Origin of the sequence: Edaphobacter bradus (genome assembly GCF_025685645.1) — a bacterium.
In the GTDB taxonomy this organism is placed as follows: Bacteria; Acidobacteriota; Terriglobia; order Terriglobales; family Acidobacteriaceae; genus Edaphobacter; species Edaphobacter bradus.
Genome location: NZ_JAGSYF010000005.1, coordinates 147,229 through 167,406, shown reverse-complemented (window position 1 = coordinate 167,406; position 20,178 = coordinate 147,229). Strand labels below are relative to the sequence as shown.

The window sequence follows — 20,178 nt, the reverse complement described above, 5'->3', positions numbered from 1 at the left end:
TGCCGGTTGAGTTGCCGCCCCGTACGACGGCTCTCGGTTCTCATGTCAGCCCTGCTATTGCCAACTCTGGCACCTGCTCAGGCCCATAAGGCCGCAGCGAAGTTCAGTGGGCAGGCGGCGTATGGCCTGACCAGCGAGTACATCACTGCGGCGCCGCATCGCTGGATCGGCTCGCCCGACCACGCCAAGGCTGAGGAGTTCATCAAGTCCCACTTCAAGGCAGAGGCGGCGAAGGGCGACTTCGAGGCCGACCACTTCGACGCCAACACGCCCGCCGGACGGCTTCCGATGACGAACTACATCGTCCGCTTTCCTGGCAAGAAGGACGGCGTGATCGTAGTCGCGAGTCACTACGAGACAAACTACCCGCTGCGCGACATCAACTTTGTGGGAGCCAACGATGGCGGCTCAACCACAGCGCTTCTCATTGAACTGGGAAACTACATGCGTGCACATCCGCCTGAGGGATACAGCGTCTGGCTGGTCTTCTTCGACGGCGAAGAGGCGATCCAGTCGTGGAGCGACCACGACTCGCTTTACGGCAGCCGTCATCTCGCGGCGAAGTGGTCCGCGAACGGAACGATTAGCAAGATCAAGGCGTTTCTGCTGACCGACATGATCGGGGACAAGGACCTGAACATCGACAAGGACGGGAACTCGACCCCATGGCTGCTGGACACGCTCGCCGTGGCAGCGAAAAATACCGGGCACTCGTCGTATATCTTCAGGAATCCTACCGAAGTGTCTGACGACCACCTGCCTTTCCGGCAGCGCGGCGTCCCTGTGCTGGACATCATCGACCTGGACTACGGCCCGCCGACGCAGGAGCACCCGGAGGGCGGATATCACCACACAGCGCTCGATACTCTGGATAAGGTGAGCGCACACTCCCTGCAGATTGCCGGCGATCTGGTCATAGAGATGATCCGCCTGGTCAATCTGCACGGCTGAGGCTGCTTACAAGCCGAAAAAGGGCGACCTCTCGGCCGCCCTTTTTCGGTGTTGTCGTAAAGAGCTACTTGGTGCAGGGGTGGTTGTGATCAGCGTGAGCGCCCTTGGCTTTGGCGTCGGCCTCTGACATGTAAGCGCCCTGCTTGGTCTTGCCGTAGTACTGCGAGCCGGGGCAGTGGTAGACGTTGGAGGCTGTATTGACCCAAACCATTCCCGGGCCACCGCCTGCCGCCTGTGGCATGCTCGCCGTGGACGAAGCCTTGGAAGCAGCCTTGGCCGGAGCCGCAGCGGCTGTTGATGCAGCGGCAGCGGGAGCAGCCTCTGTAGCGGAGGCTGCCGCCTTCGGGGCCGCCGCGGCCGAAGCCGCAGGTGCAGTGGCAAACCACTCTTTGACGCCCTGGTGACCATGGCAGGCGCCGCTCTTGCTTGCTGAACTGGTGTAGGTGCCGTCCTTACACTGGCCCGTGGAACCGGCAGGTGCCTGGGAAAAACCGGCCTGGGCCACGAAAAACCCGGCGGCTACCATCATGAGACGAATTGCGATTTTCATACACGCTCCTCAATCACGATCAAGAAACGCAAGTGGAACGATTTGCGCCCGTAATACGGGCAATATGCTACGCCCGGGGTGCCATCCTGTCACCAGGAGCCTATAGCCAAATGGTTAACTCCCGCCAGCCAGGCTGGCTTAACTGTTTGCTAACTTCCGCTTTCGAGGGATGGCTTCGCGGCAAGAGCTCCGCTTATTCTGCTGCTCTCATTGTGAGGTGTGTCTATGCAGACATCGTCTGTTTTGTCTCCGCGTGACCGCTCAAGTTCATCCGTGGGATCGGCTCCACAGAGCGGTTCTGAAGGGTTCTTCAACGCCCACCCGGTGGGGGAGATTCTCCGCAGTCTCCTTCTCTCCTCTGTCCTTTGGGTACTACTTGGGATTGCTATCTATTTCATCTATACGATGATTCTGGGTCTGAGCTAACCCGCTCAGCGTTAGGAAGCACACGGTACCTGGCCCCTCCACATATGCGCGGGGCCTCGTACCGCGATAGCATCCTAAGGGTATGGAAGGCTTTACCCCTCTAAGCCATTGGGTCGGATTTCACGTATTCGTCATCGCCCTGATGGGGGTGGAGCTGCTCTATGCCCGGAGACAACCTGCCGGGAGGCAGCACGCCGTCTCGGTTACCTCAACCGCGCTATGGGTGGCCGCTGCACTCGCCTTCGCCGGGTTCGTCCTACTGAAAATGGGAGGAGCGGCGGCGACGCAGTATCTGGCGGGCTATGCCATTGAAGAGGCGCTCTCCATCGACAACCTGCTCGTCTTCCTGATGCTCTTCGGAATGCTACAGATCGAGTCGGCGAAGCAGCCGAAGGTGCTCTTCTGGGGAGTCGCAGGGGCGATCGTGATGCGCGGCGCCTTTATCGCCATGGGAATCGAGCTGTTGGAGCGGTTCGCATGGATCAGCTATGTGTTTGGTGCGGTGTTGCTGTTCGCCGCCGTGAAGTTTCTCCTGCCCAAGGAGAAGGAGAAAGAACACGCGCCTCGCTGGCTGCTATGGCTCTCTCAAGTGAGGCCTGTGAGCCTGCGTCAGGACTGCTTCGTCACCGTCGAGGACGGCCAGCGGATGGTGACGGTGCTCCTTCTGGCGCTGGTGGCCATCGAACTGACGGACCTGGTCTTTGCAATCGACTCCATCCCGGCGGTGCTCTCGATCACTCGGCAACCCTTCCTTGCCTATACCTCAAACATCATGGCAGTCATGGGGCTGCGCTCGCTGTACTTCCTGCTGGCGCATCTGCTGAAGCGGCTGCGGTTCCTGCACTACGGGCTCGCAGCCGTGTTGGCGTTCGCCGGGTTGAAGATGCTGGCCGCCCGCTGGTACGAGGTGGGTCCCGTGGCTTCGCTCGTCACGGTTCTCGCGATGATCGGCGTAACGATCGTGTTTTCGCTCTGGCTGAAGGCTCCCAAGAGCCAAGTCGCGCAGCGTTAGATGGCTAAATTGGCCTTTACCGGGGCACTGCAACGACGCGGCGGCAGATGCAGCCGGGTCTTTTACTGTGTGAAGCTGAGCGTGCCGTTCTGAAGGATCGAGTGCCGGGCCTCCGCATCCTTCCGGGGAAAGTCGTTGCGGAAGTGCGCGCCCCGACTCTCGCGGCGGCCGATGGCAGAGGCGACGATGGTGCTCGCGATGGTGTGAAGATTGTGCGCTTCGATAGCTCGGCGCGACAGACCACGAGGCATGGTAGCCCCCAAGGCGGCGATCGCCCGCTCCGCGGCTTCAAGGCCGGCCGCGTCGCGAAGAAGGCCGGCATACTTCCACATGACGTCGCGAAGCTCTTGAATCCATCGTTCGATGCTGGCGTCGTGGGTTGAGCCATTCGGCGACGGAACGGAGGTGAGCTGGACCTTGTGCGGCACAGGAACAGTGTGGTCGGCGATCATGGCGTCGGCGGCGGCGGCTCCGAAGACCAGACCTTCCAGCAGCGAGTTGCTCGCCAGTCGATTGGCGCCGTGAACGCCGGTGCAGGCGGCCTCGCCCGCGGCATAGAGGCCAGGTAGTGAGGTGCGGCCGTGAACATCGGTACGGATGCCTCCCATCAGATAGTGCGCCGCGGGGCGTACCGGAATGAGGTCCCGGTTGAGGTCGAGGTGATGCTGGGCGAGGAAGCTCGATATGCCGGGAAAGCGCTGCCGGAGGTCCTTCTGCACATGACGCATGTCGAGGTACACGGGGCCGTCCATCCCCTCGTGCGTGATGGCACGGGCGACGACGTCGCGCGGAGCAAGCTCCAGCAGCGGGTGGTAGCGGTGCATGAAGCGCTCGCCCGCCGCGTTGACCAGATACGCACCCTCGCCGCGGAGGGCCTCGCTCAGCAGAAAGCGCGGTGCGCCGGGGGCGCTGAAAGCAGTGGGATGGAACTGGTAGAACTCCATATCGCTGACGGCTGCGCCTGCGCGATAGGCCATGGCGATGCCGTCGCCTGTAGTGACCGCCGGGTTCGTGGTATCGCTGTAGACCTGGCCTGCGCCTCCGCTCGCAATGAGCACCGCATCGGCATAAACGGTAAGCAGCCCGCCCTCGCCATCGAGCAAGGTCGCACCGACGATGCGGCCGCCTTCGGTCAGCAGATCGATACCAGTCGTCCACTCCATAATCCGAATCGCAGGAATCTGCCGGACGTGGCGCAGCAGCGAGAGCGCGATCTCCCGGCCCGTGGCATCGCCCTGGGCATGCAGGATGCGGTTACGGCTGTGGGCGGCCTCGCGGGTCAGCATCAGCTCGCCGTGTTCGCGGTCGAAGTCTGTTCCCCAGGTAAGGAGTTCCTGCACACGCTTCGGCCCCTGCTCGACGAGGACGGCAGCCGCCTCACGGTTGACGAGACCGTCGCCCGCAGCAACCGTGTCCTCCAGGTGAAGCGCAACGTCTTCGTCGCCCCCCATGGCCACGGCGATGCCGCCCTGTGCGTAGGCCGTGTTCGACTCGGCCAACTCTTCCTTGGTGATGACGAGGACCGTGCCTGCCTCGGCCAGCTGAATCGCCGCGCGAAGACCGGCGATTCCAGCCCCGATGATCAGAAAATCAACCTGTTCTCTTGCCCCATCACTGGCAGCGAAATCAACCCCATCTTGCGAAAATCCCACAGTAACTCCTGTCTCTTGATGCTACTCCCTGCAAACGTCTGCATACTCCATACGATAGGATGAAGCTATTGTGTCTGTGATTCATCTCAAGACTCCAAGCGCCAGCTACGACATCACAATCGGCTCCGGTCTGCTCCGCACGCTCTCTTCACGATTGAAGAAGCTCAGGGACAAGAAGCCATTCCGCACCTTCGTCGTCACCTCGCCGGAGATATGGGGACTCTGGGGCAGGAAGTTCCTCGAATCCTTCGCTGAGCCGCCAACTGTACTGTTCCTTCCCGCGGGCGAGGCGCATAAGCGGCTGCGCACGCTTGAGTCGTTGACCGAGCAGATGGCCGAGGCGGGAGCCGACCGTGACGCTCTGCTAGTGGCCTTCGGCGGCGGCGTGGTCGGTGATGTGACAGGCTTCCTCGCAGCAATCTACATGCGCGGGGTCCCCTATGTGCAGATTCCCACAACCCTTCTCGCGCAGGTGGACTCCTCCGTCGGCGGCAAGACCGGCGTCAATCTCGCCGCGGGCAAGAACCTCGTCGGCAGCTTCCACCATCCTCTCGCCGTTCTCGCAGACATCGACCTGCTGGGAACACTTCCCGCAGCCGAGCTTCACGCCGGCCTGCAGGAGTCAATCAAAGCCGGCGTCATCCGCGATGCAAGCCTCTTTCGCTACCTCGAACGCAACGCAGATACGGTGCTCTCCGGAGACGCCAAGGCGTTGGCGCACGTTGTCGCGGCAAGCGTCCGGGTCAAGGCCGAAGTCGTTGCCAGCGACGAGCGCGAGTCCGGCCTGCGGATGATTCTCAACTACGGACACACCGTGGGCCATGCGATCGAGGCCGCCACGGGCTACAAGCAACTCCTGCACGGCGAGGCTGTAGGCTGGGGCAGCATCGCGGCGACCAGGCTCGGGCTCATGCGCGGACTCATCTCCGATGCCGAAGCGAGCCGGATCATCAGCCTGATCCTGCGCTACGGCCCACTCAGCGGCTTCACAGCAACCGCTGAGAAGCTCGTGGCCCTGACTTCGAGTGACAAGAAAAATCGCAGCGGCACGCTTTCATTCATCCTGCCAACTGGAATCGGAGCCGTCGAGATTGTCCGCGACGTCACCAAAGCAGAGCTGCTCGAGGCCACCGCGTGGATGCTCGCGCTGATGCGCGAGAAGACCCGGGGCACCGCCGCAAAGAAGCGAGCATGACAAATCTGCATCAGAATCGGCTGGAGCATGAGTCCTCCACGGGAGCACGGCCAACAGGAGCGAGCACCGAAGAGGCCGCAGCCACCGGCGTGCAGCAGATGTTCGACTCGATCGCGCCAAAGTACGACCTTTTGAACGATCTGCTCTCCGTGGGGCTCGACCGCTGGTGGTGGACACGCGCGGCACACACCTTTCACGAAGTGCTGGCGCGGCCTGAAGCAGTGGCGCTCGATCTCTGCTGCGGAACCGGCGACATGACGCTCGCGCTGATGAAGCACCGCCCTGCGGGATCGGGCGAGGCCCCGATGCTTGCCGTGGACTTCTCGCACGAGATGCTGTCGCGAGGCGCAGAGAAATTCGCCGGGCGAAACATCATCGCGATTGAAGCCGACGCGCTTCATCTTCCTGTTGCCGCAGGCTCGCTCGATCTGGTGACCTCAGCCTTCGGGTTTCGCAACCTGGCGAACTATGAGGAAGGGCTCGCCGAGCTCTACCGCGTACTGAGGCCAGGCGGTCAGATCGGAATCCTGGAATGCAACCAACCGGAGGGGGTGACCGGCGCCGTATACAACCTCTACTTCAGGAAGATTCTGCCGAAGATCGGCGGGATGATCTCGGGAGACGCCAGGGCCTACAGTTACCTTCCGGCCTCGGTTGAGCGCTTCCCACGCCCGGCGCGCATGTTGAAGCTCATCCGCGAAGCGGGATTCAGCGACGCAACCTGGACGGGCTACACCTTTGGCACGACAGGGCTTTACCGCGCCAGAAAGCCCTGAGCCCTTGAAAACAAGAGACGTGCACGCGCGCCTGACATTCGGTACGATTGAGTTCCCATGACCTCCACCGAGACAACGCAGAATGCCCTTCAGACCCGCTCTGTGAAGCGTTCTGCGGCTCTCTCGTCCGTTCTGGCGGCGCTGGGGATCACGCTGCTGAAGTTCCTGACGGGAGTGCTTACGGGCTCTCTCGGCATGCTGTCTGAGGCGGTCCACTCGACGATTGATCTCGTCGCAGCCGCGATCACCCTGTTCTCCGTCCAGGTCTCTGACCGGCCGGCCGACGACACCCACAACTATGGCCACGGCAAGGTGGAGAGCCTGTCAGCCTTCATCGAGGCCGTGCTGATGCTGGTCTCATGCGTGTGGATCGTAGCCGAGGCTGTACGGCGCATCTTCTTCCACGAGCGCCTGTCCCTGGCATTCTCGATATGGCCGTTCGCCGTACTGCTGTTGTCGATGGCGGTCGACTATACCCGGTCGAAGAAGCTCTCGCGGGTCGCGCACGATCATCAGAGTATCGCGCTCCAGGCGGATGCGATGCACTTCAGCACGGACATCTGGTCGTCGTTCGCCGTGCTGGTAGGGCTGAGCGCAACCTATGCTGGGAAGCAGTGGAAAATTCCGGCGCTGCAGATGGCAGACCCCATCGCAGCGCTTGTCGTCGCCGGGGTGATTCTCCACGTGACGTGGCGGCTGGCGCAGCAGACGATTGATGCTCTGCTGGACGCCACGCCAAGCGAGACACGCGAAAAGATGCGCCGCGAGCTGGTCCGCGATCTTCGCGCAATCGACGGCGTCCTCTCGGTCGATCGCATTCGGACGCGCCGCTCCGGATCAAGCTACTTTGCCGACCTCACCCTCGGCCTGCCGCGCAACCTTACCTTCCAGCGCTCCGAGCAGATCACCCTGGCGGCGACGGAGGCAGTAAAGCGCCATCTTCCGGGCGCGGACGTCGTGGTGCACTCAGTGCCGAAGGCTCCGCTGGCTGAAAGCGTCCATGACAGGATTCGCGCGGTTGCGGCACGCTCGAACCTTGTGATCCATGACGTGACGGTGCAGCAGTTCAACCATCAACTGCACGTGGAACAGCACCTCGAAGTCGACGAGACAATGCCCCTGCGCAAGGCGCACGATCTGGCAACGCAGCTTGAGTCCGAGATCCGTCGCGAGATTCCGGAGATCTCCTCCATTCTGACGCACATCGAGAGTCTGCCTGCGACAATCGAGCGACCATCCTCACAGGAGCGCGACCGGCAGCTCGAAGTACGGCTGCGACGCGCCGCCACAAGGTTTCCAGAGATCCTCGATATCCACGACGTGTTTGTGACCAGACTCGGCCCCGCCAGTGAACAGCACATCCAGATGAACTGTCACTGCACGCTGCCGGATGATCTGCCGATGTCGCGCGTGCATGCTGTCATTACCGCCCTTGAGGGCGAGTTCAAACTGGATTCGCCTGAGGTCGACCGGCTGCTGATTCACCCGGAGCCTGCTACGGACAATCGCCGGTGATGAAACGGTAGGATGGTGGGATGAGGCGTTTCTTCAACCTGGTTCTCGGGGCGATGGCGATGGTGGCAGTGGCCCTCATCTCTGCGTTCATCGCCATGCGACTCGCGATTCATGGGCGCGAAGTCAAAGTGCCCAATCTGACGCACATGACGGTCGCGGAGGCAAGCCGTCGCGCAAGTTCAATGGGACTGCAACTGAGGCTGGAGAACAAGTTCTATTCGCCGAACACTCCCGCCGGCGAGGTGCTCGCACAGTTCCCCGCCCCTGGCGCAGTCGTGCGACGAAATTGGCCCGTGCGTGTAACTGAAAGCCTGGGGACCCAGCAGGTCTCGATCCCCGATCTTAAGGGGCAGGGAGAACGGGCCGTCTCGATCCATCTAAAGCAGCTAGGGTTGGAGTTGGGGACGGTGGGGCAGCTTGCCTCTCCGGACGAGCCGGGAGTGGTGGTCGCGCAGACCCCTCCTGCCAACGCAACGGGAGTGGATTCACCTAGAGTCAGCGTACTTCTGAGCGTTCCCTCGGATGACGCGGAGCAGGCCTACGTGATGCCTTCGCTGGTGGGGCTGAGTCTGGCGGGAGCCTACGCACGGGCGATGGCAGCCGGCCTGCGCGTGGCTAGCATCGAGGATGTCACCCCTGCCTCAGCAGTAGCGGCTCCAGTAGATGCGGCCACCCCTGCTGCAACTCCAGCGACTCCTTCTACAGCGACGACAACAATAACTCAAACCGCTCCGGCCGCCTCAACCACCGGGACGGTCATGGCCCAGACGCCTCCGTCAGGACACCGGGTCGTGCGAGGAGAGATCGTCAGGCTCTCCCTGACCCATTGATCTCTTCTGCCCTCTTCGGTCTCCTGACGCACCTTATGCCTGGGCAGGACGCTCCAGCAGAGCCGCGAAGAATCCGTCGCCAGGGTGCGTTCCTGGCAAGGTCCGGAGAGCGTGGTTGCGAATGGCTCCCGGCAGAGGTTCACGAAGCACGCCACTCGCCGCCAAACGGTCGAGGACAGGTTCAATCGAAACGGTGTGGAGCGGAACATCGGCGGCGACTGCGGCGATGACCTGCTCGCACTCCTCGGGCTCAAGCGAGCAGGTGGAGTAGAGGAGCCGTCCGCCAGGAGCAAGACGATCGAGCGCAGCCCGCAGAATGGCACGTTGGCGTGCGGCATGGCGTTTGAGATCCGGTAAAGCAAGGCGATGACGGATCTCGGGGTTGCGCGCGAGTGTGCCGGTGCCGCTGCAGGGAACGTCGCAGAGGATCAGGTCGAAGTGGCCAAGGCTCGCGGCTGGCTCGGTAGCATCGGCGACCTCGGTGCGAATGTTTGAGGCATAGGGATACTGCCCGAGACGGGCGCGCATTCGCTCAAGGCGGCGCGGGCTGGCGTCGGTTGCGAGAATGGACGCACTGGGCAGGCGATGAGCAAGGATGAGGGTTTTGCCGCCTGGCGCGGCGCAGGCATCCCAGACGCGCGTGGCCTGCGCAGCGGAGGCGGCGGCCAGCTCAGCGACGAGACGCGAGCCGTCGTCCATCTGCGGCAAATGCGCTTCAGGCTCGGCTGAAAAGAGTATGGATTCGGCAGGCTCTACCTGGTCGGCTTCGCAGATCTTGAGCGTTGCCTGTCGCCCGTAGGTGGCAACCCAACGCTCGACAAGCCACAACGGATGGCCAAGACGTTGGGCGATGGCGGCAGCGCTCTCGTGGATGGGCCTGCCCCGGGCCGGTGTCGCGGCCAGCTTCCGCAGAATGGCGTTGACCATCCCGGCGGCGTGCGGGTTGCCGCTCCCGCGTGTCAGCTCGACGCTCTCGTTGATGGCAGCGTGCGCGGGGATGCGATCAAGGTGCAGGAGCTGAAAGGCCCCGAGGCGCAGCGCGATGGCGACGGGCTCGCCGAGACGCTGATCGGGGCGTTGAAGCAGAGGTTGGATGCGGGCGTCGAGGGCAATCTGCCAGCGAAGTACTCCGAGGACGAGCGCTGTGGCGAGGTTGCGATCTTCGCCAGATAGCTTTGCAGTGTGAGTGGAGTGAAGAAGATCGTCGCTATTGCCCTTGTTGTCGCCAACCAGCGCGAGAATCTCGAAGGCCGCCATTCGCGCGGGGGAGACGGGCTTTGCCTGAGTCGTCCCTGACGATCTGCGCGACGCCGCGCCTCCGTTCCCGCTCTGCCTGTCCCGTGTCTTCATTGGCCGAGTCGTTCGCCGGTCTTGATCTGGAAGCCGCGCAGGAACTCGGCCGCCGGCATACGGCGCTTGCCTTCGAGCTGCACTTCGTCGATAGCTAGCGTCGTGTACCTGGCGCAGGCGACGAGGAGGGCTTCACCCTCGACGCAGATAGTTCCGGGTTCGTAAAGCTCATGCTCACCGACGGCACGCACGGAGTGGACGATAAGCTTTTTGCCACGCAGCGTGGTGAAAGCGCCGGGCCAGGGCTGAAAGCCGCGCCATCGGTTGTGAATCTGCTCGGCAGTGCGGGCGAAGTCGATGTTGCCGTCGTCGCGGGTCAGGATGGGCGCATGCGTGGCGATGGTGTGGTTCTGCGGCTCGGGGTAGAGATCGCCCTTGGCGAGGCGGCGCAGCGTCTCGACCATGAGCGGCGCACCGACTTCGGCGAGGTTGTCGTAGACGTCGACTGCGGTCTCCTCCTCGCCGATGGGAATGGCCTGCGCGAGCAGCATGGGACCGGTGTCGAGCCCGGCGTCGAGTCGCATCGTAGTGACGCCGGTGACGGTCTCGCCCTCAGCGACCGCCCACTGGATCGGTGCGGCCCCGCGGTACTTCGGCAGCAGCGAGCCATGCAGGTTGATGTTGCCGTGCCGCGGCAGGTCGAGCATCCACTGCGGGATGATGCGGCCATAGGCAACGACGAGGATCGCATCCGGCTGAATCGCTTCAAGCTGCGCGCGAAACTCCGCGTTGGTCTTGATCTTGTCGGGCTGCGTGACCGGAAGGTTATGAGCGAGCGCAGTCGTCTTGACGGGAGGAGCCTGAAGCCGCTGCTCGCGGCCGACGGGCCGGTCTGGCTGTGTGACGACAAGCGCGACCTCATGGCCGGCGGCGAGAACAGCCTCAAGCGTGGGGACGGCGAACTGTGGGGTTCCGCAGAAGACGAGTCTCATTCTGTGTCCATGCTAAATGTTGAACGCTGAATACCTTTTCAACTCAGCGCACAGGAAAGCCCCGGCTCCAGCCGGGGCTTCTACCCTTTCCTGCTCCGCTCAAGCTAGCTGAAGATCTCCTTCACCTTCTCGAAGACCCCGGAGGAGTGCGGAGCGTTATCGATGGGCATCGTCTCGCCGAGCTGCCGCAGAAGCTCCTTCTGCTGCTTTGTGAGCTTGGTAGGCGTCAGCACGTTGATGCGAACGATGAGGTCGCCCTTGCCGCGCTGGTTCAGATGCGGGACTCCCTTGCCGCGCAGCCTGAACTCACGGCCATTCTGCGTGCCTTCGGGAATGCGCAGCGTCTCCGGACCTTCGAGCGTCCCGATCTCGAGCTCGGTGCCGAGTGCGGCCTGTGGAAACGAGATTGGCATCACGCAGTGCAGGTCGTCGCCGTCGCGCTCAAAGAACTTGTGCGGCTTGACGTTCAGGACGACGTACAGATCGCCCGCCGGTCCGCCGAACCTTCCAGCCTCGCCTTCGCCCTGATAGCGGATGCGCGTGTCCTGCTCGACGCCCGCCGGAACCTTGACGAGGATAGTGTGTTCCCTTTCAAGATACGTCTCGCCGTAGCAGACCTTGCAGGCGTCCACGATGAGCGTTCCCGTTCCGCCGCAGACCGAGCACGTGCGCGCGACAGAGAAGAAGCCCTGCTGGAAGCGCTGCTGGCCGCGGCCGCCGCACTGTGTACAAGTGACAGGCCCCTTGCCCTTGGCAGCGCCCGTGCCCCTGCACTCCGCGCATGTCTCGCTGCGGCGTATGGTGATCTCTTTCTCGACGCCGAAGACTGCCTCTTCGAACTCGAGCGAGAGGTCGTAGCGGAGGTCGCGTCCGCGCTGCACCCGCGACGCCTTGCGGCTGCCGCCCATGTTGAACATCTCGCCGAAGAGATCGCCGAAGATGTCGCCGAGGTCCTGCCCGCCGAAGGGGCTGCCGTTGAAGCCCGCGCCAGGGCCGCCGCCGGAGAAGGCCGCGTGACCGTAGCGATCGTAGGCCGCGCGCTTGTCAGAGTCGCTGAGCACCTGGTAGGCCTCGCTGCACTCCTTGAACTTCTCTTCGGCTGCAGGGTCGCCCGGGTTGCGGTCGGGGTGGTACTGCATCGCCAACCGGCGGTAGGCAGTCTTCAGCTCCTGATCGGAGGCGTCGCGCGAAACACCCAATACCTCATAGAAATCAATCTTCGTCACGTTGGCTGTTGATCTCATCTTTCCAAAACCTGTTTCGAACCCTCGTCGCCGAGGTCATTACTCGCTGATCTGGGAGGGATTGGCAGCAATCCTAACCAGTGCCGGGCGCAGCAGCTTGTCACGGATGCGGTAGCCGCGCCGAATCTCCTCGAGAACCTGATGGTCAGGGAACTCCTTGGTTTCGATGCTGCCCAGCGCCTCGTGGATTCTCGGGTCGAACTGCGCGCCGACGGCCTCGACGGGAACGACATTCAGCCCGCGCAAGGCGTCTTCCATCTGCTTCAGAATCAGCTCAACGCCGCTGCGGAGCTGCTCGATCGAGCCTTCGGACTTGAGAGCGAGCTGGAAATTGTCCATCACGCCAAGGAACGGCTCAACCGTGTTCGAAACGGTGTAGTCGCGCACGTCCTGGCGCTCTTTGCCCTCGCGCTTGCGGGCGTTGTCAAACTCCGCCTGCAGCCGCGCCAGCCGGTCGAGCAACTGATCGCGCTCCGCCTTTACCTGGTCAAGCTCTGAGGGAGCTGGCAGAGCGTGCTCCTGCGTCTGGGTCCCCGCTTCGGTCGCCGGGGCTTCCAGTTCGCCCTCCTGTACGGCCTGCACAGTGGTTTCTTCCTGCATTGTGTTGTGTCTCCTCATATTCGATTCCTCTTCTATTATCGCCGATTGCGCACAGTAGCACAGAGCGCGGCGGGGCCGACCGAGTCTACTCAGCCGCGTGGAGCATGCGGTCGAAGACCTGAGAGATGTAGCTCACAGCATTGAGCGTGTTCTCGTAGTGCATCCGCTTCGGGCCCAGGACGCCGAGCGTTCCGCGAGTCTCCCCGCCGACGCGAGCCGGAGCTGCGATAAGAACCAGCCCCGCCATCTCCGGAGCCTGCTGCTCAAGATCGAAGATGACGCGCACGCTCTCCTGCCGCGCGTCGATGTAGGCGTTGAGCAGTTCCACAAGGCGCTGCTTGGCCTCCAGCGCGGCGAGCATCTCGCGGAGATGTTCGCTGTCGGCCTGGCTGCCGATGAGGTTCGCGACCCCCTCGACGAACACCGTCTCGGTCAGGATCTCGCTGGCTGGCAAGGCCTTGGCCCAGAGCTGCTGCACGGCGTCCAGCATGCGCTGGTACTCGCTCCGCTCCTGCTCGACGAGGCGCGCCAGCTCGACGCGAACATGCTCGACGCTCCAGCCGCGAAAATTCTCGTTGACGAAGTTGCCCGCTGTCTCAAGCTCGCCCGCCGTGAGATCGCGGTCGAGTGCAAGCACGCGGTCGCGTACCAGCCCAGTGCGGGTCACCACAACCGCGAGGACGCGCGATGGCGCAAGTCGTGAAAAATGAACATGTTCCAGCAGATCGCTGTCCGCGACAGCAGCGATCGCGACGCCAACTCCGCTTGAGAGCGTGGCAAGAATGTGCGACGTGCGCTCAAGCACGGCATGCGTCCCGGCGAGTCCTGCGAAACTGGAGTCGATCTGCATGCGCGAGCGCGCAGAGAGCCGGGCCGCGTCGATGCGCGGGTTCACCCCGCCAATAAGCTGTTCCACGTAAATGCGAAAGGCCTGCGCGGTAGGGATGCGACCTGCGGAGGTGTGTGGCTGTTCGAGCAGCCCAGCCTCCGCCAGCGCCGCCATCTCATTGCGGATGGTGGCGGAACTCATACCACCCCCGTCGCCAATCTGCAGGCGAGCAATGGTGCCGGAGCCAACAGGTTCGCCAGTCTCGATATAGTTCTCGATGATGGTCGACAGAATGGCTCGCTGCCGCGACGTCATCCGCTCTGCGTCTGCCATCCGGTTGCCCTCCGGATTAAAGTTTACCTTTTCCGTCAACCTCGCCGCGGCGTTTGGCTTATCTCGCCTAGCTTATCGCGCCTAACGTATCTCCCTAACGGATCTCAAAGATGTCCTCGCTCTTCGCAGCCACCTGCTGGGCCTTCTCGGCGACTTTGCGGGCCACCGCAAAGAACTCGCCTGCCAGCCTGGAGTCCGGACCGGCTAGCGTGATAGGCATGCCGCTGTCGCCGCCCTCACGAATCGCCGGATTGAGATCGACCGCCCCGAGGAAATCGATACCGAACTGCGCGGCCGTGCGCTCTGTGCCGCCTGCCCCGAAGACATCGATGACCTCACCTGAAGGCAGCGTCATCTGCGACATGTTCTCGATCATGCCCAGGACCTCAACCTTCACCTGGTGAAACATCTCCAGCGCCTTGCGTGCGTCCTGCAGCGCAACGCTCGAGCCTGTCGAAATCACGACCGCTCCGGTAAGCGGAACGGTCTGCACAAGCGAGATGACGACGTCGCCCGTTCCCGGAGGCAGGTCGATGATGAGGAAATCCAGCTCGCCCCACTCCACCTGCTGCAGAAACTGCCGGATGATCTGGTGCAGCATCGGCCCGCGCATCACCATCGGCTTGTCGCCGGGCGAGATGAGGCCGATCGAGATGAACTTCACTCCGTGCGAGAGAATCGGCTCGATGCGGTTCTCGCCGATAATGTTCGGCTGACGCGTGGCGCCCAGCATCGTCGGGACGTTCGGCCCATAGATGTCTGCGTCAAGCAGGCCGACCCTGTAGCCGAGCTTGCCCAGCGCGACGGCAGTGTTCACCGCTACCGTGGTCTTGCCGACTCCGCCCTTGCCGCTGCCTATGGCAACGACGTGCGCTACTCCGGGTAGTGGCTGCGGCCCCTGCGGTACTGCTCCCATATGTCCCATACGAATTGCTCCTTGCTAATCTTTCGTGCCGGCATGATGGCCGGGTTAGATGTGCCACTCCTGCGGCAGCGCTGCGCGCAGTTCCTTCTTGCGCTGCGTCTCCTCCGCGCGAAGGTCGCGGCGGCGGCCGGCGTCCTCGTAGCGGCGCTTCTGGTGTTCCGTCTCAGGCACAACCTGCGGCACGCAAAGCCGGTTGCCATCCTTATCGACCGCAACAAAGGTCAGGTAGGCCGAGGAGACATGGCGCAGCCGCTGCTGACGGACATCCTCCACCATCACGCGCACTCCAACCTCCATCGACGTGCGATAGGCACGGTTGACGCTCGCTTTCAGGATCAGCAACTCGCCCACCTTCACCGGTGCGACAAAGTCGAGGTGGTCCATCGAGGCCGTCACCGTGATGGCGCGCGCGTGACGGCTCGCCGCCATCGCGCCTACCAGGTCGATGTACTGCATCAGCCGCCCGCCAAAAAGGTTGCCAAGCGCATTGGAATCCGACGGAAAGACGATTTCGGTGCGCTCGGACTGCGACTCGGCTACCGTTCGCTTCACAATCTGTTCACTCACGTCTACCAGTGTAAATCGCCTGAAGCCCGGCCTGTGCACCCGCCCCTGCAGCCCCTCCGCCTAAATCCGAACGGTCAACGCACTTGCCAACTCCATCCGGCAGACAGCACCATCAAAAGCATGGACCAGAACTCCGAAAGAATCGAGCTCCTCACACAGATCCTGGCACAGAACCCCACCGATGCCTTCGCCCGCTATGGGCTTGCCATGGCGCACCTCTCGGACGGCCACACCGACAGCGCCCTGACCGAGTTCACGACCCTCATTCAGCTCAACGCCGACTACGTCCCTGCCTATCAGATGTCCGCGCAGACCCTCGTAAAGCTGGGCCGCGTCGAAGAGGCGCTCGACCGCCTGCACCACGGCATCGCCGCCGCTAACCGCACCGGCAACCAGCACGCTCTGGCCGAGATGGAGGCCCTGCGAGAGGATCTCGCCTGACCCGCGAACCTTCCGCGCCCGCCAAACATCTATACTTAAATCATGGCGACCCCTCTCCCAACGACCCTCGGCGCGCTTCGTACCAGTGGATTCACCCCTGAGCGGCTGGCCCGCAGCGTCAAGGACGAGCTGCGTCAGAACCTGATTGCAAAGCTCCGAGCTGGAGAGACTCTCTTTCCGGGCATCGTCGGCTACCAGGACACGGTCGTGCCGCAGATCGTCAACGCCGTGCTCTCCCGGCACAACTTCATCCTGCTCGGCCTCCGCGGACAGGCGAAGTCGCGCATCCTGCGCGCGCTCACGTCGCTGCTCGACTCGCACACACCCTACGTCGCCGGCTCCGAGACCCGCGACAATCCCTACGCCCCCATCAGCAAGTTCGCCCGCGACCTGATCGCAAAGCTCGGCGACGACACTCCCATCGCGTGGCTGACACCTGACGACCGCTTCGTCGAAAAGCTCGCCACACCCGACGTCACCGTGGCCGACCTCGTAGGCGACATCGACCCCATCAAGGCTGCCCGCTCCAACCAGGACCTCGGCTCCGAGCTGACGATGCACTACGGCCTTCTCCCGCGCGCTAATCGCGGAATCTTCGCCATCAACGAGCTCCCGGACCTGGCCGGCAAGATTCAGGTCGCGCTCTTCAACATCATGCAGGAGGGCGACGTGCAGATTAAGGGATACCCCGTCCGCCTGCCGCTCGACGTCGCCATCGTCTTCAGCGCGAACCCCGAGGACTACACCGCCCGCGGCAAGATCGTCACGCCGCTCAAGGACCGCATCGGCTCCGAGATCCGCACCCACTACCCCGAAGACATCGAAGAAGGCATCGTCATCACCGCGCAGGAGGCCTGGTCTGCCCGCCCCGCGAGCAATATCGAAGTCCCGCACTACATCCGCCAGATCATCGAGCAGATCGCCTTCACCGCCCGCGAGGACAAGAAGGTCGACAAGCGCAGCGGTGTCTCGCAGCGCCTTCCCATCTCCACGATGGAGCTCGTCCTCTCCAACGCCGAGCGACGCGCCTTGATTCACGGCGAAACTCTCGTTGTCCCGCGCGTCGGCGACATCTACACCGCACTCCCGGGCATCACCGGCAAGATCGAGCTCGAATACGAGGGCGAAGTCCGCGGCGCCGACACCGTCATCCGCGAGATCATCCGCGCCTCGGTCGCCTCCGTCTATGACAGCTACTTCGCCAGCACTGACACCCAGCAGATCGAGGAGTGGTTCAATCTCGGCGGCACCGTGCAGTTGAACGATGCCCAACCCTCCGCCGGCTCGCTCACCGAGCTTAAACAGATCCAGGGACTGTTCGAAAAGCTCACACCCTTGAAGGTCAACGGCAAATCATCGCCCGAGACAGCCGTGAGCGCAGCAGAATTTCTCCTCGAAGGCATGTACGCCCACAAGCGCATCAGCCGAACCGAGGAACGCAGCTTCACCGCCGCCGAAAAGAAACAGCGCATCGATCAAGCCGCCAGCTACGCCGAACGCATGCGCGAACGCGAGCAGGAAGATTACACCGCCCGCAGCCGGACGCGGCGCGGCTTCAACTAGCGAGTCAGCAAGTCAGCTAAGAAGCGGTCAGCAAGTTAGCATCGACTCGCGCAGACATTCACTGGAGTTGGGCAAGCAGCCGCTGACTTGCTGACTCGCTAACCCGCTGACTCGCTGGATACTTATGAAACGCGTCCGCTACACCAAATTCACCGGCGACCTCTCCTCGAGCATCGGCCTCGAAGAGCTCATGCAGGCCCTCAGCGACTTCCTGCTCGACTCCGGCTTTAGCGACCCCTACTCCAGCTTCAGCGAGCTCAACGACCAGACCATCGAGAACCTCCGCGAGGCCATCCGCCAGGCGCTCGAGTCCGGCGATCTCTTCGACGAAGAGATGCAGGAGAAGTTCGACGAGCTCAGCGGCGAACAAGTCGAAGAACTCATCGACAAGATCATCCAGAAGATGGAGGAGCAGAACTACATCAACGCCGAGCAGCCTCAGCAAGGCCAGGGCGAGTTCGGCAACGGGAACGAAAACGCCCGCTTCGAGGTCACCGACAAGGGCATGGACTTCCTCGGCTACAAGGCCCTGCGCGAGTTGCTGGGCCCGCTGGGCAAATCCAACTTCGGCCGCCACGACACCCGCCACGAGGCCGCCGGAGTCGAGATCAACGGCTCCTCTAAGCTCTACGAATTCGGCGACACCCTCAACCTCGACCTCACCGAAACCCTCTCCAGCGTCTTCGCCCGCGAAGGCATCCGCACTGCCGTCGAGGGCGAAGAGAACGCCCCGCTCAACATCGAATACTCCGACCTCTACGTCCACCAGTCCGACTATCAATCCTCCTGCGCGACCGTCATGCTTCTCGACTGCTCGCACTCAATGATCCTCTACGGCGAGGACCGCTTCACCCCCGCCAAGCGCGTCGCCATGGCGCTCGCGCACCTCATCCGCACGCAGTTCCCCGGCGACACCCTCAACCTCGTCCTCTTCCACGACACCGCCGAAGAGGTCCCCGTCTCCCAACTCTCCCGCGTCAAGGTCGGCCCGCACTACACCAACACCCGCGAGGGCCTGCGCCTCGCCCAACGCATCCTTGCCAAGCAGAACAAGGACATGAAGCAGATCGTCATGATCACCGACGGCAAGCCCAGCGCTCTCACCCTTCCCGACGGCCGCATCTACAAGAACGCCTTCGGCCTCGATCCGCTCGTCATCGAAGAGACACTCGAAGAGGTCTCCCGCTGCAAGCGCTCCAACATCATGATCAACACCTTCATGCTGGCCAACGACTTCACCCTGATGCAGTTCGTCCAGAAGGTGAGCGCCATGTGCCGCGGCAAAGCTTACTTCACCACCCCGCAGACCCTCGGCAACTACCTGCTGATGGACTTCATGACGCGCCGGATGAAAACTGTCCATTGAAATTGAGCGAACCGCTCCACAGGGCGCTTCGCGTCAATGAAAAACTGTGCATTGAAACTGAGCGAATCGTTCCACAGAGCGCTTAGCATTAGCGAAGACTGTTCATTGAATCGAAACAAGTTATCCCCAGCGCACTGAGACGCGGCCGGCCCTGCATACTCTTCCACCCCCGTCTGCGTCATACTGCTAGCACCAAGCGGCGACGCCGCAAAAGAGGAGTCTCATGACACCGCAAGAACAGCAGATGATTCAGGACCTCATCGAGCGCATCAACCAGACCCAGCTTCCCGAAAAAGACCTCGACGCCGAGAAGCTCCTGCAGCAAACCCTTGGACGCAACCCCGACGCGCTTTACATCCTCACCCAGACCGTCCTCGTGCAGCAGTACGCTCTCGATCAGGCACAGAAGCAGCTCGCTGACCTTCGCGCGCAGGCGGACCAACTCCGCCAGCAGCAACCGAAGCGCGCCACCAGCTTCCTCGGCAATCTTCTTGGCCACGCCGACGAACCGTCCCGCCCCGCGCCTCCTCCTCCACCGCCGCCGCCTCCGCCGCAGTATACCCAGGAGCCGCAGTACGCTCCCGTCCCGAGCTACGCCCCGTCCTACGGCGCGCCCCCGCAGGGAGGCTTTCTCCGCTCAGCGATGCAGACTGCAACGGGCGTTGCGGCAGGCGCTCTCGCCTTCGAAGGAATCGAGAGCCTCATGCACGGCTTCGGGCATTCCGAGTCCCCCGGCTTCGGCGGGTTCGGTGATTCCTCGCGTCCGGAGATCATCAACAACTACTACGACGACGCTGCGCCGCACGAGCGCAGCGAGCATCTCTCACCCGACATTGAAGACCGTCGTGGCGAATCGCGCTTCTCCGATGCCGTCTCCCACGACGATCACGGCGACAGCCTGCTTGACAGCGACTCCTCAAGCGACTTCGCTGACGACTCATCTTCGTTCGACGACGGCTCTGACAGTAGCAGCGACTTCGACGACAGCGGCAGCGACGATAATTTCTAGTCCCTGAGTCAAAGATCCCTTCCTTAAAGCTGTCATCCAGAGCGCAGCGGAGTGGAGGTGCCTGCCCTGAGCGAAAGCCGAAGGGATCTGCTTTTTCTGTCCCCAAGCTCAG

The 20,178-nt window shown here is 62.7% G+C and carries 19 protein-coding genes; 10 read left to right on the top strand and 9 right to left on the bottom strand.

Annotation, left to right across the window (positions count from 1 at the left end; translation table 11 throughout):
* Positions 1 to 57: 57 nt before the first annotated feature.
* The gene (locus OHL16_RS18400) at positions 58 to 951 is read left to right on the top strand and encodes a M28 family peptidase (RefSeq protein ID WP_263368660.1); all 894 of its coding nucleotides are present in this window, start codon (positions 58 to 60) and stop codon (positions 949 to 951) included.
* 64 nt (positions 952 to 1,015) lie between these two features.
* Here OHL16_RS18400 and OHL16_RS18395 read toward each other — a convergent pair whose 3' ends face one another.
* Positions 1,016 to 1,501, bottom strand: a complete 486-nt coding sequence (locus OHL16_RS18395; protein ID WP_263368659.1) for a DUF3761 domain-containing protein — start codon at positions 1,499 to 1,501, stop codon at positions 1,016 to 1,018.
* A gap of 508 nt (positions 1,502 to 2,009) precedes the next feature.
* Between OHL16_RS18395 and OHL16_RS18390 the strand changes: the two genes are divergently transcribed.
* Positions 2,010 to 2,939, top strand: coding sequence for a TerC/Alx family metal homeostasis membrane protein (locus tag OHL16_RS18390; RefSeq protein ID WP_263368658.1), 930 nt, complete (start codon positions 2,010 to 2,012; stop codon positions 2,937 to 2,939).
* A 62-nt stretch (positions 2,940 to 3,001) separates the two neighbouring features.
* Here OHL16_RS18390 and nadB read toward each other — a convergent pair whose 3' ends face one another.
* Positions 3,002 to 4,591 carry an L-aspartate oxidase gene (gene nadB, locus OHL16_RS18385; RefSeq protein ID WP_263368657.1) on the bottom strand — a complete coding sequence of 530 codons (1,590 nt, stop codon included), beginning with the start codon at positions 4,589 to 4,591 and terminating at the stop codon, positions 3,002 to 3,004.
* Between the two features lie 70 nt (positions 4,592 to 4,661).
* Here nadB and aroB point away from each other — a divergent pair, with 70 nt between their 5' ends.
* From aroB to OHL16_RS18365, 4 genes are read left to right on the top strand one after another with little or no spacing between them, the layout of a single operon-like run.
* Positions 4,662 to 5,786 (top strand): 3-dehydroquinate synthase, encoded by a 1,125-nt coding sequence (gene aroB, locus OHL16_RS18380; protein WP_263368656.1) that lies wholly within the window; start codon positions 4,662 to 4,664, stop codon positions 5,784 to 5,786.
* Positions 5,783 to 6,562: a ubiquinone/menaquinone biosynthesis methyltransferase gene (locus OHL16_RS18375; RefSeq protein ID WP_263368655.1), complete on the top strand. Its 780-nt coding sequence runs from the start codon at positions 5,783 to 5,785 to the stop codon at positions 6,560 to 6,562. The genes aroB and OHL16_RS18375 overlap by 4 nt, the downstream gene beginning before the upstream one ends.
* 57 nt (positions 6,563 to 6,619) lie before the next feature.
* Positions 6,620 to 8,077 (top strand): cation-efflux pump, encoded by a 1,458-nt coding sequence (locus tag OHL16_RS18370; RefSeq protein WP_263368654.1) that lies wholly within the window; start codon positions 6,620 to 6,622, stop codon positions 8,075 to 8,077.
* Positions 8,078 to 8,097: 20 nt separating this feature from the next.
* Positions 8,098 to 8,907, top strand: coding sequence for a PASTA domain-containing protein (locus OHL16_RS18365; RefSeq protein WP_263368653.1), 810 nt, complete (start codon positions 8,098 to 8,100; stop codon positions 8,905 to 8,907).
* Between the two features lie 33 nt (positions 8,908 to 8,940).
* On the opposite strand, the gene OHL16_RS18360 is transcribed toward OHL16_RS18365, so the two are convergent.
* The 7 genes from OHL16_RS18360 to OHL16_RS18330 all read right to left on the bottom strand — a co-directional run bounded on the left by OHL16_RS18360 (position 8,941) and on the right by OHL16_RS18330 (position 15,687).
* On the bottom strand, positions 8,941 to 10,257 hold the full coding sequence (locus tag OHL16_RS18360; protein WP_263368652.1) for a transcription antitermination factor NusB: 1,317 nt from the start codon (positions 10,255 to 10,257) through the stop codon (positions 8,941 to 8,943).
* Positions 10,254 to 11,189, bottom strand: coding sequence for a methionyl-tRNA formyltransferase (gene fmt / locus OHL16_RS18355; protein ID WP_263368651.1), 936 nt, complete (start codon positions 11,187 to 11,189; stop codon positions 10,254 to 10,256). Before fmt ends, OHL16_RS18360 begins: the two co-directional genes overlap by 4 nt.
* Positions 11,190 to 11,293: 104 nt before the next feature.
* The gene (dnaJ, locus tag OHL16_RS18350; protein ID WP_449506067.1) at positions 11,294 to 12,433 is read right to left on the bottom strand and encodes a molecular chaperone DnaJ; all 1,140 of its coding nucleotides are present in this window, start codon (positions 12,431 to 12,433) and stop codon (positions 11,294 to 11,296) included.
* Between the two features lie 39 nt (positions 12,434 to 12,472).
* Entirely contained in the window at positions 12,473 to 13,033 is a 561-nt protein-coding gene (locus OHL16_RS18345) for a nucleotide exchange factor GrpE (RefSeq protein WP_263368650.1), read from the bottom strand.
* An 85-nt stretch (positions 13,034 to 13,118) separates the two neighbouring features.
* The gene (gene hrcA, locus OHL16_RS18340; protein WP_263368649.1) at positions 13,119 to 14,195 is read right to left on the bottom strand and encodes a heat-inducible transcriptional repressor HrcA; all 1,077 of its coding nucleotides are present in this window, start codon (positions 14,193 to 14,195) and stop codon (positions 13,119 to 13,121) included.
* Positions 14,196 to 14,289: 94 nt separating this feature from the next.
* The gene (locus OHL16_RS18335; RefSeq protein WP_263368648.1) at positions 14,290 to 15,120 is read right to left on the bottom strand and encodes an Mrp/NBP35 family ATP-binding protein; all 831 of its coding nucleotides are present in this window, start codon (positions 15,118 to 15,120) and stop codon (positions 14,290 to 14,292) included.
* A gap of 45 nt (positions 15,121 to 15,165) precedes the next feature.
* On the bottom strand, positions 15,166 to 15,687 hold the full coding sequence (locus OHL16_RS18330; RefSeq protein ID WP_263368647.1) for an acyl-CoA thioesterase: 522 nt from the start codon (positions 15,685 to 15,687) through the stop codon (positions 15,166 to 15,168).
* Between the two features lie 120 nt (positions 15,688 to 15,807).
* Here OHL16_RS18330 and OHL16_RS18325 point away from each other — a divergent pair, with 120 nt between their 5' ends.
* The 4 genes from OHL16_RS18325 (at position 15,808) to OHL16_RS18310 (ending at position 20,066) form a co-directional block, all read left to right on the top strand.
* A complete protein-coding gene (locus tag OHL16_RS18325) occupies positions 15,808 to 16,128 on the top strand; it encodes a tetratricopeptide repeat protein (protein WP_263368646.1) in 321 nt (106 codons plus the stop codon).
* 42 nt (positions 16,129 to 16,170) lie between these two features.
* Positions 16,171 to 17,691: a sigma 54-interacting transcriptional regulator gene (locus tag OHL16_RS18320; protein ID WP_263368645.1), complete on the top strand. Its 1,521-nt coding sequence runs from the start codon at positions 16,171 to 16,173 to the stop codon at positions 17,689 to 17,691.
* A 124-nt stretch (positions 17,692 to 17,815) separates the two neighbouring features.
* Complete coding sequence (locus OHL16_RS18315) at positions 17,816 to 19,057, top strand: vWA domain-containing protein (RefSeq protein WP_263368644.1); 1,242 nt, start codon at positions 17,816 to 17,818, stop codon at positions 19,055 to 19,057.
* A 223-nt stretch (positions 19,058 to 19,280) separates the two neighbouring features.
* Positions 19,281 to 20,066: a DUF2076 domain-containing protein gene (locus OHL16_RS18310; RefSeq protein ID WP_263368643.1), complete on the top strand. Its 786-nt coding sequence runs from the start codon at positions 19,281 to 19,283 to the stop codon at positions 20,064 to 20,066.
* Positions 20,067 to 20,178 lie beyond the last annotated feature (112 nt).